Raw genomic sequence first — 14,531 nt, 5'->3', positions numbered from 1 at the left:
CTTCTTTCTGTACATTTGCCATTCGGCAGAAGAATCAGCCTGTAAGAATGATGAATAAAAAGTTCAGAACAGTTTTTTCAGGAAAAGCTTGACAAGAAAAGGCAAGTATAATAGTATATTGACTAGAGAAGCGAACATCCGTTCGGCATCGAGAAGGAGATTGTATCATGGCAGGTAATGAAGATAAGAAGAAGGCGCTGGAAGCAGCGATCGCAAAGTTAGAGAAAGATTTTGGAAAAGGCACGGTGATGAAGCTGGGAGATCCGTCAGCCCAGGTGGCAGTGGAGACTATCCCCACAGGCTCTCTTAGCCTGGATATCGCGCTGGGCCTGGGTGGCGTTCCCAAGGGACGTGTGGTAGAGATCTACGGGCCTGAGTCCAGCGGTAAGACCACCGTTGCCCTTCATATGATCGCCGAAGTGCAGAAAAGAGGGGGCATTGCGGGATTCATCGACGCAGAGCATGCTCTGGATCCGGTCTATGCAAAGAATATCGGCGTAGATATTGATGAGCTTTATATTTCACAGCCGGACAGCGGAGATCAGGCTCTGGAGATCACAGAGACGATGGTGCGTTCCGGCGCGATGGACATTGTGGTTGTAGACTCTGTGGCCGCGCTGGTTCCCAAGCAGGAGATAGAAGGCGATATGGGAGACAGTCATGTGGGACTTCAGGCGAGACTGATGTCACAGGCTTTAAGAAAGCTGACTCCGGTGATCAGCAAGTCCAATTGCGTGGTTATTTTTATCAACCAGCTTCGTGAAAAAGTGGGCGTTATGTTTGGCAATCCGGAGACGACCACCGGAGGGCGTGCCCTGAAGTTCTATGCCTCTATCCGCATGGATGTCCGCAGGATCGAGACCCTCAAGCAGAGCGGGGAGATCGTGGGCAACCGCACCAGAGTGAAGGTGGTAAAGAATAAGATTGCTCCGCCGTTTAAAGAGGCAGAGTTTGACATCATGTTCGGAAAGGGCATTTCAAAAGAAGGCGATATCCTTGATCTGGCCGTGGGGCTTGATCTGGTGAATAAGAGCGGAGCCTGGTTCGCCTATGAAGGAGAGAAGATCGGCCAGGGCCGGGAAAATGCGAAAAAATATCTGGCCGAGCATCCGGAACTTCTGGAGACACTGGATCAGAAGATCCGGGAACATTACCATTTCGGACCGGATGGACAGGAAGAAAAAAATGAGGATGCAGAAAAATGATCATTACCAGGATAGAACCGGTTTCTAAAACCAGAGTGCGGATCTATCTGGACGAAAAGCCGGCGTTTTGTCTTTATCAGGGTGAAGTTTCCCGGTACCATCTGGTACCGGGAGAATTTTTATCCGGGGAGACCTATGAAAAGATCTGCGAGGAAACCCTGTTGAAAAGGGCGAAGCTAAGGGCCATGCATCTGTTGAACCAGATGGGGCGGACAGAAAAGCAGCTGCGCGACAAACTTCTCCAGGGAGGCTATCCCGAAGAAGTGACCCGGGCAGCAATCGCCTATGTAAAATCATTCGGATATATCAATGACCTGGAATATGCGAAAAGTTTTATTCTGGGGCGCAAAGAAAAGAAAAGCATCCGGGAGATCCGGGGGATGCTGCTGGAAAAAGGAGTTCCTGAGGATCTCCTGGAACAGGCGGTGGGAGAATGCTATGAAAAAGAGGATTCCCAGGCAGCGATCCGGGAGCTTCTGAGAAAAAAGCATTACGATCCGGAGAACGCCGGACCGGAGGAAACCCGGAAAGTACTGGGATATCTGATGCGGAAAGGCTTTCGTTATGAGGACATCCGTCAGGTGATACAAGTTTCTAAGTGGAATACTTGACATCTTTGTGAAAACAGTATAGAATTTAAGTGTTGTATTTGTACAATGAAAACTAAATAAGGAGGTGCTCCTGTGCCGAGTGGAATCATAATTGCTGTGGCAGTTGTGCTGATCATCGCAGCGGCAGTCATCAGTCATTTTGCAACGGTTTCCAATCTGAAGAAAAATGCAGAGTCCAAGATCGGAAATGCCGAGAGCAAAGCAAGAGAAATTATCGATGATGCCGTAAAGACCGCAGAGGCCAAGAAAAAGGAGTCTCTCTTGGAGATTAAAGAAGAGTCCATTAAGAACAAAAATGAGCTCGAAAAGGAAACCAAGGAACGCAGAGCAGAACTGCAGCGTTACGAGAAACGAGTATTATCCAAGGAAGAGGCTTTAGACAAGAAGGCGGACGCGATCGAAAAGCGGGAAGCAGGATTTGCAGCAAAAGAAGAGCAGCTTAAGCAGCGCGAAGCGAAAGTGGAAGAGCTGAGCAAGCAAAGAGTACAGGAACTAGAAAGAATCTCAGGACTTACCTCCGAACAGGCAAAAGAGTATTTGTTAAAAACTGTTGAAGATGATGTGAAACATGACACCGCCAAAATGATCAAAGAACTGGAGGCCCAGGCGAAGGAAGAGGCAGACAAAAAGGCAAAAGAGTATGTAGTGACTGCCATTCAGAGATGTGCGGCCGATCATGTGGCGGAGACGACGATTTCCGTCGTACAGCTTCCAAGCGACGAGATGAAAGGAAGGATCATTGGGCGTGAAGGGCGGAATATCCGTACCCTGGAGACGCTGACGGGTGTGGAACTGATCATAGATGATACCCCGGAAGCTGTTGTGCTGTCCGGATTTGATCCGATCAGAAGAGAAGTCGCAAGGATCGCGCTGGAAAAATTAATTGTCGACGGGCGCATCCATCCGGCCAGAATTGAAGAGATGGTGGAAAAAGCCCAGAAAGAAGTCGACACAATGATTCGGGAAGAAGGAGAGGCTGCTGCGCTGGAAGTTGGGGTTCACGGAATCCATCCGGAACTGATCAAACTTCTGGGCCGCATGAAATTCCGTACCAGCTATGGACAGAATGCTCTGAAACATTCGATTGAAGTAGCGCAGCTGGCGGGACTTCTGGCAGGCGAGATCGGGCTTGATGTCAGAGTCGCCAAGCGGGCAGGGCTTCTGCATGATGTTGGAAAATCCATCGATCATGATGTGGAAGGTTCTCATATCCAGATCGGTGTGGATCTTTGCAGAAAGTACAAAGAATCAGCCACTGTGATCAATGCAGTGGAGGCTCATCATGGTGATGTAGAGCCGCAGACTCTGATCGCATGCGTGGTACAGGCGGCGGATACGATTTCCGCGGCAAGACCGGGCGCGAGAAGAGAAACATTAGAAACATATACAAACAGGTTAAAACAATTAGAAGATATCACCAACCAGTTTAAGGGTGTTGATAAATCTTTTGCTATTCAGGCAGGTAGAGAGATTCGTGTAATGGTAGTTCCAGAGCAGATATCTGATGCAGATATGGTGCTGATGGCCAGGGATATTGCTAAGAAGATTGAATACGAGATGGAATACCCCGGGCAGATCAAAGTCAATGTTATCCGTGAATCAAGGGTAACAGACTACGCCAAGTAGAGGATAAATTACAGCAGGGCCGGCTTATGCCGGCTCTGTTTTTTTGTACCGGCGACAAGCCGGAACAGGAAAGACGGAGGGATGAGAATGAGTGAAAATGTAAAACGAACCGGAAGAGAACTCGCCTATCAGGGCTCGATCCTGAATGTGTACAGGGATTATATGGAATTTGCCAATGGAAATACAGCGGTATTTGATTTTATCCATCATGATGGAGCGGCTGCGGTGGTGCCGGTGCTTCCGGACGGAAGGATCCTGATGGTCAGACAGTACCGCAATGCGCTGGAGCGGGATACGCTGGAGATCCCTGCGGGTAAACTGGACGCGCCGGGTGAGGAAGGGATCCGCTGCGCGGCAAGAGAGCTGGAGGAAGAGACCGGATACCGGTCGGATCAGCTGGAATGGCTGCTGACCCTTCGGACAACAGTGGCATTCTGTGATGAGAAGATCGAAATCTTTACAGCCAGGGATCTTAAGAAGACCGGACAACATCTGGACGAGGACGAATATGTAGAGGTAAAAGCTTATACGCTGGAAGAATTAAAGGAGAAAATCTTCCGGGGTGAGATTGAAGACTCCAAAACCATTGCGGCAATCCTGGCATACGAAGCAAAATACTGCATATAATGAAGTATCTTTCGTGTGGGAGGGGTTAGGTGAAGATACGGGAAAAGGGAGCGTATGTCCTGTGGATCTGCATGGCCGGATTCCTGGTGGGGATTATATACTCCAATCTGATCGCAAAAGATGAGATCGTGGACATGGGGATCTTTCAGGAATATTTTCTGACCCGGTTTACGCAGACAGATTTCCTTTCTGCAGAATTTTTCCTGTTCGTTGCAAAAGTCCGGTTTCTTCCGGCGGTTCTCCTGGCGTTTCTTGGGATTACCAGGTTCCGGAAGGCAGCTGCGGTCGGGATGTTGGTCTGGACAGGCTTTGGCTTTGGACTTATTATGGCTGCGGCGGTCATTAAAATGGGGGTAAAAGGCCTGGCGCTTTGTCTGGCCGCCTTTACACCCCATCTTTTTTTCTACGGGGCAGGATACCTGATCCTTTTGTGGCATCTGTTAAAATATCCACAGATCCGCTGGAATTATGCAAAAACTGCGGCGGTCGTTTTGTTTTTCCTGTGCGGGCTTTTGCTGGAGTGTTATGTGAACCCGTTGCTGCTGGAGCTGTTCCTTCGCTCCCTGTAAAAAACCAGGAGGCAGGCAAGAAATGTAAGGATCTGGCTGGCGAGAAGTCCCCACAGATAGCCCCGGATCCCGGCGAGGGGGATGAGGAAAAAGATACCAAGGATGCGGACGACCAGACCAAGAAGATGGATGGCAAACGTAAGCCCGGTCTTTCCGGTCCCATTGATCATGCTGATCAGGGTGTTGTTAGTGTAGAGGAAGGGACACAAAAAGGACAGCGCCTGTATCAGCTCTCCGGCAAGGCGGTCCTGAAAGAGAACGGTTCCGATCCATTGTCCCAGAAAAAACAAAAAGAAACAGCACAGACTTCCCAGGGCAATGCACAGGCAGGTGGCGTTTTTTACCAGGGTAAGAAAGGTGCGTTCTTTTTCCATGGCCTGAAGTCTTGCTACTTCCGGAAGAAGCAGCGAAGAAGCCGCGCCTGTGAGAGCGGATGGGAACAGAATACAGGGCAGAGCCATGCCGGTCAGTACACCGTAGAGGGCCAGCGCTTCCGGGCGGGCCATGCCGGAGTCCTGTAGTTTCAGAGGAATGGAGATGGCTTCTATGCTCTGAAAAACATGCAGAAGAACCCGGCTGCCGGTCAGGGGAAGAGCCGGGAAAAGAAGCAGCGGAATGTGGCGTATGAAAGAAGAAGGAGAGACCTTTACAGGATCTTTTCTATCTTCTTTTTTTATTTGATACAGACAGAAAAAAGAAGAGGAACATTCGCCGGCGATCATCCCGGCCACGGCTAAGGAGATACCAAAACGGGTGCCTCCTGCTGCGCCAAGACAGAAGATCAGGCATACGGCGCTGATCCTAACCATCTGCTCCAGGAGCTGTGAAAGCGCCGGAATGCCGGTTCTTTTTCTGCCATAATAGTATCCGCAGATACAGCTGTGGACGGCGGCGAATGGAAACGCATAAGAAAGAAGGAGCAAAAGACGGCCGGCGTCTGGCTCTTGCAACAGGACGCGGGCCGCCTGGTCTGCATAATTCTGCAGCAGCAGCGTCAGAACCACAGAAATACTCACAGTCAGAAAGAGGCCGCAGGAAAGAAGCTCTCTGGCTTCTTTTTCCTTTCCCTGGGCAAGATATTTTGCGGTCAGACGGGAGAGGATCTGCTGGATGCCGGCGCAGGAAAGAGAAAATCCCAGGGCGTAGACGGGGAACACCAGCTGATAGACGCCTACCGCCCTGGCGCCGAAGGTCTGGCTTAGAAAAATGCGGTAAAAAAAGCCCAGCACACGCGTGGCAATGCCGGCCAGGGTAAGGATCAAAGTTCCTCTGATGAGCATAGATTTACGGGACATGGATATACTCTCCGGAAAGGTATTATTATTAAATATTCGCGCAGAACCCTTGACAGAACCCGATAGCGGTGATATTCTACAGAAAGAAATCCAAGTGAATTACTAGGAATTAAAAACGAGGTGGATTACATGAAGCTTTCAACCAAGGGAAGATATGGGCTGCGGGCCATGATCGACCTGGCAAGATACAGTGAAAAAGAACCGGTGGCGTTAAACAGTATCGCCGCCCGTCAGTCTTTGTCGGAAGGATATCTGGAACAACTGGTGGCCCTTCTGAAAAAGGCGGGACTGGTGGAAGGCATCCGGGGGGCAGGCGGCGGATATGTGCTTGCCAGAGACGCGAAAGAGATCTCGGCAGGAGATATCCTAAGAGCGCTGGAAGGGAGCCTGGAGCCGGTAAGATGCGCGGCCTTTTATTCAGAAGAAGGCTGTCAGGCCGCGGACGGATGCGTAACAAAATACGTCTGGCAGAAGATCAATGAAAGCATCCGTGATACCGTAGATCATATTATGCTGGACGAGCTGGTGCAGGAAAGTAAGGAGAAAAATCCCGCCGGAGAGTGTAAAGATTCCGAATGCGGCCGGTCATAAAGGCCGGAAATCAAAAATACCGATGGAAGACGGGAACAGGAGGACTTGAAAATGAGCAGATTTATTTATCTTGACAATGCAGCAACGACAAAGACAGCGCCTGAGGTTGTGGAGGCTATGCTTCCTTATTTTACGGAAAAGTTTGGAAATCCCTCCAGCGTCTATCAGTTTGCCGCGGCAAATAAGACGGTCATTGACGAGCAAAGAGACCGGATCGCCGAAACTCTTGGCGCGAAAGGAAAGGAGATCTATTTTACAGCAGGGGGATCAGAGGCGGATAACTGGGCTTTGAAAGCAGCGGCTGAAGCCTGCAAAGAGAAGGGAAAACATATCATTACGACAAAGATCGAACACCATGCCATCCTTCATACTGCCCAGTATCTGGAAAAGCAGGGATTTGAAGTGACTTATCTGGATGTGGATGAGAACGGCAGGATCCGTCTCTCTGACCTGGAGGCGGCCATCCGTCCGGATACGATCCTGATCTCTGTGATGTATGCCAACAATGAGATCGGCACCATTCAGCCGATCCGGGAGATCGGCGCCATTGCCCATGAGCACGGCATCCTGTTCCATACAGACGCGGTACAGGCATACGGACATCTTCCCATTCATGTGGACGAGTGTCACATCGACATGTTAAGCGCCAGCGGCCACAAGCTGAACGGGCCAAAAGGCATCGGATTTTTGTATATCCGGACGGGAGTTAAGATCCGCTCCTTTATCCACGGCGGCGCCCAGGAAAGGAAGCGCCGGGCAGGCACGGAAAATGTCCCGGGGATCGTGGGACTTGGAAAGGCTGTGGAGCGGGCGTTTGCCACTATGGAAGAGCGCACTGCAAAGGAGAAGGAATTGAGAGACTATCTGATCGGCCGGGTGCTGGCGGAGATCCCCTATACTCGGCTGAACGGGCATCCTACGGACCGGCTGCCGAACAATGCCAACTTCAGCTTCCGGTTTATCGAGGGAGAATCTCTGCTGATCCGGCTGGATATGAAAGGCATCTGCGGTTCCAGCGGCTCTGCCTGCACATCCGGATCCCTGGATCCGTCCCATGTCCTTTTGGCCATTGGACTGCCTCATGAGATCGCGCATGGTTCCTTAAGGCTTACCTTAAATGAAGAGATTACCAGAGATGATATCGATTATGTGGTGGAAAGCTTAAAGGAGATTGTAGAAGGGCTCCGCAGGATGTCGCCCCTTTATGAGGATTTTCTGAAAAAGCAGGCCGGCCGGGTGTCAGAGTAAAACAGATAAATAACATCAGTCAGGAGGAATAAACGATGTATTCAGCAAAAGTAATGGATCATTTTGAGCATCCAAGAAATGTAGGAGAGATTGAAAACGCCAGTGGCGTGGGAACAGTAGGAAATGCCAAGTGCGGAGATATTATGCGGATCTATCTGGATATTGACGAGGATCAGATCATCCGGGACGTGAAATTTAAGACTTTCGGCTGCGGCGCAGCGGTTGCTACCAGCAGTATGGCTACGGAACTGGTGAAGGGAAAATCTGTTCAGGAGGCCATGCAGGTAACCAACCGGGCGGTTATGGAAGCTCTTGACGGACTGCCGCCGGTTAAGGTACACTGTTCTTTACTGGCAGAAGAAGCCATCCATGCGGCCCTGTGGGACTATGCGGAAAAGCACGGGATCCGGATCGAAGGACTGACGAAACCCAAGTCTGATATCCATGAGGGCGAAGAAGAAGAGGAAGAAGAATATTAAGACCGAGGATCAGAGATGAAAGGGAAAAAGGTAGTAGTGGGGATGTCCGGAGGCGTGGATTCCTCCGTGGCGGCCTGGCTTTTAAAAGAACAGGGATATGACGTGATCGGTGTGACCATGCAGATCTGGCAGAAAGATGAAGAGACGGCAGAAGAAAACGGCGGGTGCTGCGGGTTAAGCGCAGTGGAGGATGCAAGAAGAGTGGCGGACTCTCTGGGGATCCCGTATTATGTGATGAATTTCCGGAAAGAATTTCAGGCACATGTCATAGATTATTTTGTGGAGGAGTATCTTCACGGACGGACGCCAAACCCCTGCATTGCCTGCAATCGTTATGTGAAATGGGAATCGCTTCTGGAAAGGAGCAGGCAGATTGGCGCAGATTTTATTGCTACCGGTCATTATGCCAGGATCTGCCGGCTGGAAAACGGCCGTTACACGCTGAAGACATCGGCCACAGGAGCCAAGGATCAGACCTATGCGCTTTACAGCCTGACCCAGGATCAGCTGGCGTCCACGCTGATGCCGGTGGGGGATTATACCAAGGATCAGATCCGGCAGGCGGCAAAAGAAATGGGGCTTCTGGTGGCAGATAAGCCGGACAGTCAGGACATCTGTTTCGTGCCGGATGGAGATTATGCGTCCTTTATTGAAGACCGGACCGAGGCGGGAAGCCTTCCGGGAAATTTTGTGCTGTCAGACGGTACGGTAGTGGGAACCCACAGGGGCATTATCCATTATACCGTAGGCCAGAGAAAAGGTCTGGGACTTGCGCTTGGACATCCGGTCTTTGTACTGGAGATCCGCCCCGGGACCAACGAGGTTGTGATCGGAAGCGCAGAAGAATCCATGACCACGATGGTAAGAGCCAGACGGATCAATTTTATGTCGGTTCCTGACCTTACGGAGAAAAAAAGAGTCTGGGCAAAGATCCGTTATAACCATAAAGGAGCCTGGTGTCTTGCAGAAAAAACCGGAGAAGACGAGATCCTCTGTACGTTTGAAGAACCGCAGCGGGCAGTGACGCCCGGCCAGGCGCTGGTGCTGTATGACGGAGACTATGTGCTGGGCGGAGGAACGATTGTGAAGGAGGAAGCAAGATGAGAGCAGACGTTCACATGCACACCAATTTTTCCCATGATTCTCAGGCAACCCCGGAAGAAATGATCCGCGGGGCAATCTCAAAAGGTCTGGAAATGATCTGTTTTACCGATCATTATGACAAAGACAATCTGTCCTGGGGACCGGAAGACATCTTTGAGCCGGAAGCCTATTTCGCAGGACTTAGGCCTCTCCAGGAAAAATACCGGGACAGGATCGATGTCCGGATCGGTGTGGAACTTGGCCTGCAGCCCCATCTGGGGATTTTTATCATGAGTTTGTGGCAGAGTATCCCTTTGATTTTGTAATCGGATCTTTGCACAGCATCCGGCGGGAGGATATTGTATACGGAATGGAACACAATCCCGAATTCCGGCAGATGACGGACCGGGAATTCTACCGGATCACGCTGGAAGAGATGCTGGAGGATGTGAAAGTCAGCCGGGATTTTGACGTGCTGGGACACATGGATTATATGGTGCGGTACGGCAAAGAACGGGAAAAAGAATATTCATATGCCAGATACGCGGACCTGATCGATGAGATCCTGCGTACAGTGATCGAGAAGGGAAAAGGTATCGAAGTAAACATGGCGGGATTCAAGTACGGACTTCCGTTTGCCCATCCCCATCCGGATGTGCTAAGAAGATACCGGGAACTGGGCGGAGAGATCCTTACCGTAGGAGCCGACGGGCACCGGCCGGAGCACATTGCCTACGATTACGGGAAGGTATCAGAGATCCTGAAAAGCTGCGGATTCCGCTATTATACAGAATTTGCAGGAAGAAAACCGGTTTTCCGTCAGATCCTGTAAAAACCGTATTCAAAAAAGGGAAAAGCACTTGAATTTTTGAAACATATTTAGTACAATGATTCTTGGTTGATGATTCTTTAACAAATTGAAGGGATCAAGAAAAAAACTTTAGGAGGAATTAATCATGGCAGTAAAAGTAGCGATTAATGGATTCGGACGTATCGGACGTCTTGCATTCAGACAGATGTTTGGAGCAGAGGGGTATGAAGTAGTTGCGATCAACGACCTGACTTCCCCGAAGATGCTTGCACATTTATTAAAATATGATTCATCCCAGGGTAAATACGCTCTGGCTGATAAAGTTGAAGCTACTGATGATTCTATTATCGTAGACGGCAAAGAAATCAAAATCTATGCAATGGCTAAGGCTGAAGAACTTCCCTGGGGAGAGATTGGCGTTGACGTTGTTCTGGAGTGTACCGGATTCTACACATCCAAAGAAAAAGCTTCTGCACACATCAAAGCAGGCGCAAGAAAGGTAGTTATTTCTGCACCGGCCGGTAATGACCTGCCAACGATCGTATATAATGTAAACCACGACACACTGAAACCGGAGGATACTGTGATTTCTGCAGCTTCCTGTACTACCAACTGCCTGGCTCCGATGGCGAAAGCCCTCAATGACCTGGCTCCGATCAAGACCGGTATCATGTGCACCATTCACGCTTACACCGGCGACCAGATGACTCTGGACGGACCGCAGAGAAAAGGCGACCTTAGAAGATCCCGTGCAGCTGCTGTGAACATCGTTCCTAACAGCACAGGCGCTGCAAAGGCAATCGGCCTTGTAATCCCGGAACTGAACGGCAAGCTTATCGGCGCTGCACAGCGTGTTCCGACCCCGACCGGATCTACCACCATCCTGACTGCAGTTGTAGAAGGAACTGTTACCGTAGATCAGATCAACGAGGCTATGAAGGCTGCTTCCAACGAGTCCTTTGGATACAACACCGATGAGATCGTATCCAGCGATATCGTTGGTATGAGATATGGTTCTCTGTTCGATGCAACACAGACCATGGTACTGCCGCTTGACAACGGAACCACACAGGTTCAGGTTGTTTCCTGGTATGACAATGAGAATTCTTACACAAGCCAGATGGTAAGAACGATCAAATACTTCTCTGAGTTAGCATAATTCAGAGATCAGCTAAGACTCAAGTAAGGGTCCGGTCTTAAGTGGGCCGGACCCTTTTTGTAAGGAGAAACAGAAGTTTCTCTAAAATAAGCTTTAGGAGGCAAAAAGATGCTTAATAAAAAATCAGTCGATGATATCAATGTGAAAGGAAAACGAGTACTGGTAAGATGCGATTTTAATGTGCCGCTGATCGACGGAAAGATCACAGACGAAAACCGTCTGGTGGCAGCGCTTCCCACCATCAAAAAGCTGATCGCTGACGGCGGAAAGATTATTCTGTGCTCTCATCTTGGAAAGCCGAAGGGACAGCCGGTTCCGGAACTTTCCCTGGCTCCGGTTGCAGCGCGTCTCTCCGAGCTCCTCGGACAGGAAGTGAAGTTTGCTGCTGATCCGGAAGTGGTGGGACCGAACGCAAAGGCAGCAGTAGAAGCGATGCAGGACGGCGACGTGATCCTTCTTGAGAACACCCGTTACCGGGCAGAAGAGACCAAGAACGGCGAAGAGTTCAGTAAAGAGCTGGCTTCTCTTTGCGACGTATTTGTAAACGACGCCTTTGGAACCGCGCACCGCGCACACTGCTCCAACGTAGGCGTAACCCAGTACGTAGATACTGCTGTAGTCGGATATCTGATGCAGAAAGAGATCGATTTCCTCGGAAATGCGGTAAACAATCCGGAGAGACCTTTTGTGGCGATCCTGGGAGGAGCAAAGGTTTCCAGCAAGATCTCCGTGATCGAAAACCTGCTTGATAAAGTAGATACTCTGATCATCGGCGGTGGAATGTCTTATACCTTCAGCAAGGCACAGGGCGGAAGCGTAGGAAAATCTCTTCTGGAAGAGGATTACTGCGAGTATGCGCTGAACATGCTGAAAAAAGCAGAGGAGAAAGGCGTAAAACTGCTGCTTCCGGTAGATACCGTAATCGCAGACGATTTCTCCAACGATGCCAATAAGAAAGTGGTAAAAGCAGGCGAGATCCCGGAAGGCTGGGAAGGCCTGGACATCGGACCGGATACAGAGAAGATTTTCTGCGACGCCGTAAAAGACGCCAAGACGGTTGTATGGAACGGACCCATGGGCGCATTTGAGATGCCAAACTTTGCACACGGCACAGAGGCTGTTGCCAAAGCGCTGGCAGAGACAGACGCCACCACCATCATCGGCGGCGGAGATTCCGCGGCTGCAGTCAACCAGCTGGGATATGGAGACAAGATGACACATATCTCCACCGGCGGCGGAGCATCCCTGGAATTCCTGGAAGGAAAAGAACTGCCGGGCGTAGCAGCCGCTAATGATAAATAGAGCACTTGGTGAGGTTTTTTCGAACCTAGTCCCGAAGAACTTCCTTAGCTGGCGTTTACTTAGTTCGCCGTAGTTGACGAATGCGAGCATGAAATGCGAAGCGTGAGTTATATCGGAGGCGAACATACCCGCCTTGCATGCGGAAGTATATTTTGATGATAGAATTTTTAAGGAGACAAAAAAATGGCAAGAAAGAAAATTATCGCAGGCAACTGGAAGATGAATAAGACTCCAAGTGAGGCAGTTGCCCTGGTAGAAGAGTTAAAACCACTGGTAGCAAATGAAGAAGTGGACGTTGTTTTCTGCGTGCCGGCTATCGACATCGTTCCTGTTGTTGAGGCATGTAAGGGAACCAATATCCAGGTTGGCGCAGAGAATATGTATTTTGAAGAAAGCGGAGCTTATACCGGAGAGATTTCTCCGGCGATGCTGGTGGACGCAGGCGTAAAATATGTGGTTCTCGGACATTCCGAGAGAAGAGATTATTTTGGAGAGACCAACGAAGACGTGAATAAAAAAGTGCTGAAAGCTTTCGAGCACGGCATCACTCCGATCATGTGCTGCGGCGAGACTCTGGAGCAGAGAGAGCAGGGCGTGACCATGGACTTCATTCGTCAGCAGGTAAAGGTAGGCCTTCAGAATGTTACAGCTGACCAGGCAAAGGCTATGGTCATCGCTTATGAGCCGATCTGGGCCATCGGAACCGGCAAGACTGCTACCACCGAGCAGGCAGAGGAAGTCTGCAAGGGCATCCGTGAGTGTGTGGCAGAAGTATATGACGAGGCAACTGCAGAAGCTATCCGTATCCAGTACGGCGGATCTGTCAATGCAGGAAACGCTGCAGAGCTGTTTGCACAGGCGGACATTGATGGCGGTCTGGTAGGCGGAGCTTCTCTGAAAGCAGACTTTGGCAAGATCGTAAATTACAAATAATCGGATCAGGGGCAAAAGGATCCGCAGTCAGGCTCCTCTTTCTGACAGGTACAGTATGGAAACATTTACTTGCCGGAAAGAGGAGTTTTACTGGTGTATGAGAGCTTTACCGGTGTATCATATTTTCAGCAGAAATGAGAGATATAGTTTGAAGGAGTAGTTATGAAATATCTGGAAATACCAATTGAGGTCCATGGATCTGTAGAGAGCGCAAGACTTGAGACTTATATTCTGGATACGCCGACTGAGAAGATCAGGATCAAACGGCGGCCTATGGTAGTGATCTGTCCGGGCGGCGGCTACGAAAAGCTAAGCTTCCGGGAAGGAGAGCCTGTGGCCATGCAGTTTCTGGCGAAGGGGTATCACGCCTGCGTGCTTCGTTATTCTGTGGCGCCGGCCAGGTATCCGGTGCCGCTGCTGGAACTGGGACAGGTGATGCGTATTTTGCGAAGCCACGGGGCAGAATGGTTTATCGATACCGATCACATTTTTGTAAGCGGCGCTTCCGCGGGAGCGCATCTGGCAGGAATGCTGGGAGTGTTCTGGAATCAGAAATGGCTGGCAGATATGCTGGAAACCACCTGCGACGTGTTGAGGCCTGCAGGACTGATCTTAAGTTATCCTGTGATCACTTCCCTGGAGGGGACGGGCCATCTGCCAAGCTTCCGCAACCTGCTTGGAGAGGCATTTGAGGAAAAACGGATGGAACTTTCCCTGGAAACACAGGTGACAGCAGAGACGCCGCCTGTTTTTCTGTGGCATACGGCCACGGATCAGACGGTGCCTGCGGCGAATTCCATTCTGATGGCGCAGGCGCTGATGGAAAAGAAAGTTCCGGTGGAACTTCATCTTTATCCGGAAGGAGTGCACGGTTTAAGCCTGGGAACAGAGCAGGTGCGCCGGGCGGACGGCACGGGCGTTAATGAAGCCAGCAGGTCCTGGATGGAGCTTGCCTGCGACTGGATCCGCAGGCAGCAGTAAAAAAGATTTTC

At 50.3% G+C, this 14,531-nt stretch carries 14 protein-coding genes and 1 pseudogene; 14 read left to right on the top strand and 1 reads right to left on the bottom strand.

Going from position 1 to position 14,531, the window contains the following annotated elements:
• Positions 1-167 precede the first annotated feature (167 nt).
• The 5 genes from recA (at position 168) to ABGT54_RS08410 (ending at position 4,638) form a co-directional block, all read left to right on the top strand.
• On the top strand, positions 168-1,205 hold the full coding sequence (gene recA, locus ABGT54_RS08430; protein ID WP_346663680.1) for a recombinase RecA: 1,038 nt from the start codon (positions 168-170) through the stop codon (positions 1,203-1,205).
• Entirely contained in the window at positions 1,202-1,816 is a 615-nt protein-coding gene (locus ABGT54_RS08425; RefSeq protein ID WP_346663679.1) for a regulatory protein RecX, read from the top strand. The genes recA and ABGT54_RS08425 overlap by 4 nt, the downstream gene beginning before the upstream one ends.
• A gap of 72 nt (positions 1,817-1,888) precedes the next feature.
• On the top strand, positions 1,889-3,442 hold the full coding sequence (gene rny / locus ABGT54_RS08420; protein ID WP_346663678.1) for a ribonuclease Y: 1,554 nt from the start codon (positions 1,889-1,891) through the stop codon (positions 3,440-3,442).
• Between the two features lie 87 nt (positions 3,443-3,529).
• Complete coding sequence (locus ABGT54_RS08415; protein WP_346663677.1) at positions 3,530-4,069, top strand: NUDIX hydrolase; 540 nt, start codon at positions 3,530-3,532, stop codon at positions 4,067-4,069.
• Between the two features lie 29 nt (positions 4,070-4,098).
• The gene (locus ABGT54_RS08410; RefSeq protein WP_346663676.1) at positions 4,099-4,638 is read left to right on the top strand and encodes a stage II sporulation protein M; all 540 of its coding nucleotides are present in this window, start codon (positions 4,099-4,101) and stop codon (positions 4,636-4,638) included.
• Here ABGT54_RS08410 and ABGT54_RS08405 read toward each other — a convergent pair.
• A complete protein-coding gene (locus tag ABGT54_RS08405; RefSeq protein WP_346663675.1) occupies positions 4,593-5,933 on the bottom strand; it encodes a polysaccharide biosynthesis protein in 1,341 nt (446 codons plus the stop codon). The genes ABGT54_RS08410 and ABGT54_RS08405 overlap by 46 nt on opposite strands.
• A 129-nt stretch (positions 5,934-6,062) precedes the next feature.
• Between ABGT54_RS08405 and ABGT54_RS08400 the strand changes: the two genes are divergently transcribed.
• The 9 genes and pseudogenes from ABGT54_RS08400 to ABGT54_RS08360 all read left to right on the top strand — a co-directional run bounded on the left by ABGT54_RS08400 (position 6,063) and on the right by ABGT54_RS08360 (position 14,520).
• Positions 6,063-6,524: an Rrf2 family transcriptional regulator gene (locus tag ABGT54_RS08400; RefSeq protein WP_346663674.1), complete on the top strand. Its 462-nt coding sequence runs from the start codon at positions 6,063-6,065 to the stop codon at positions 6,522-6,524.
• Positions 6,525-6,575: 51 nt separating this feature from the next.
• A complete protein-coding gene (gene nifS, locus ABGT54_RS08395) occupies positions 6,576-7,772 on the top strand; it encodes a cysteine desulfurase NifS (protein ID WP_346663673.1) in 1,197 nt (398 codons plus the stop codon).
• A gap of 35 nt (positions 7,773-7,807) precedes the next feature.
• Positions 7,808-8,251 carry a Fe-S cluster assembly scaffold protein NifU gene (gene nifU / locus ABGT54_RS08390; RefSeq protein WP_346663672.1) on the top strand — a complete coding sequence of 148 codons (444 nt, stop codon included), beginning with the start codon at positions 7,808-7,810 and terminating at the stop codon, positions 8,249-8,251.
• Between the two features lie 15 nt (positions 8,252-8,266).
• Positions 8,267-9,355 carry a tRNA 2-thiouridine(34) synthase MnmA gene (gene mnmA, locus ABGT54_RS08385; protein WP_346663671.1) on the top strand — a complete coding sequence of 363 codons (1,089 nt, stop codon included), beginning with the start codon at positions 8,267-8,269 and terminating at the stop codon, positions 9,353-9,355.
• Positions 9,352-10,166: pseudogene (locus ABGT54_RS08380) on the top strand (histidinol-phosphatase HisJ family protein). The gene mnmA and the pseudogene ABGT54_RS08380 overlap by 4 nt, the downstream one beginning before the upstream one ends.
• A gap of 124 nt (positions 10,167-10,290) precedes the next feature.
• A complete protein-coding gene (gap, locus tag ABGT54_RS08375) occupies positions 10,291-11,304 on the top strand; it encodes a type I glyceraldehyde-3-phosphate dehydrogenase (protein WP_346663670.1) in 1,014 nt (337 codons plus the stop codon).
• Positions 11,305-11,412: 108 nt separating this feature from the next.
• Positions 11,413-12,606, top strand: a complete 1,194-nt coding sequence (locus tag ABGT54_RS08370) for a phosphoglycerate kinase (RefSeq protein WP_346663669.1) — start codon at positions 11,413-11,415, stop codon at positions 12,604-12,606.
• Between the two features lie 183 nt (positions 12,607-12,789).
• Positions 12,790-13,539, top strand: a complete 750-nt coding sequence (tpiA, locus tag ABGT54_RS08365) for a triose-phosphate isomerase (protein ID WP_204908610.1) — start codon at positions 12,790-12,792, stop codon at positions 13,537-13,539.
• A 162-nt stretch (positions 13,540-13,701) separates the two neighbouring features.
• On the top strand, positions 13,702-14,520 hold the full coding sequence (locus ABGT54_RS08360; RefSeq protein ID WP_346663668.1) for an alpha/beta hydrolase: 819 nt from the start codon (positions 13,702-13,704) through the stop codon (positions 14,518-14,520).
• The last annotated feature ends 11 nt before the right edge of the window (positions 14,521-14,531 follow it).

The sequence above is a fragment of the uncultured Merdimonas sp. genome (assembly GCF_963929015.1).
GTDB lineage: Bacteria > Bacillota > Clostridia > Lachnospirales > Lachnospiraceae > Merdimonas.
This window is presented reverse-complemented; position numbering and strand designations above follow the sequence as displayed.

Coding starts and splice junctions, on each gene's coding strand:
- ABGT54_RS08405 (WP_346663675.1), bottom strand. CDS start 5,933: ATGTCCCGTAAATCTATGCTCATCAGAGGAACTTTGATCCTTACCCTG.
- tpiA (WP_204908610.1), top strand. CDS start 12,790: ATGGCAAGAAAGAAAATTATCGCAGGCAACTGGAAGATGAATAAGACT.
- ABGT54_RS08360 (WP_346663668.1), top strand. CDS start 13,702: ATGAAATATCTGGAAATACCAATTGAGGTCCATGGATCTGTAGAGAGC.
- nifS (WP_346663673.1), top strand. CDS start 6,576: ATGAGCAGATTTATTTATCTTGACAATGCAGCAACGACAAAGACAGCG.
- ABGT54_RS08370 (WP_346663669.1), top strand. CDS start 11,413: ATGCTTAATAAAAAATCAGTCGATGATATCAATGTGAAAGGAAAACGA.
- gap (WP_346663670.1), top strand. CDS start 10,291: ATGGCAGTAAAAGTAGCGATTAATGGATTCGGACGTATCGGACGTCTT.
- ABGT54_RS08415 (WP_346663677.1), top strand. CDS start 3,530: ATGAGTGAAAATGTAAAACGAACCGGAAGAGAACTCGCCTATCAGGGC.
- mnmA (WP_346663671.1), top strand. CDS start 8,267: ATGAAAGGGAAAAAGGTAGTAGTGGGGATGTCCGGAGGCGTGGATTCC.
- ABGT54_RS08400 (WP_346663674.1), top strand. CDS start 6,063: ATGAAGCTTTCAACCAAGGGAAGATATGGGCTGCGGGCCATGATCGAC.
- recA (WP_346663680.1), top strand. CDS start 168: ATGGCAGGTAATGAAGATAAGAAGAAGGCGCTGGAAGCAGCGATCGCA.
- nifU (WP_346663672.1), top strand. CDS start 7,808: ATGTATTCAGCAAAAGTAATGGATCATTTTGAGCATCCAAGAAATGTA.
- ABGT54_RS08425 (WP_346663679.1), top strand. CDS start 1,202: ATGATCATTACCAGGATAGAACCGGTTTCTAAAACCAGAGTGCGGATC.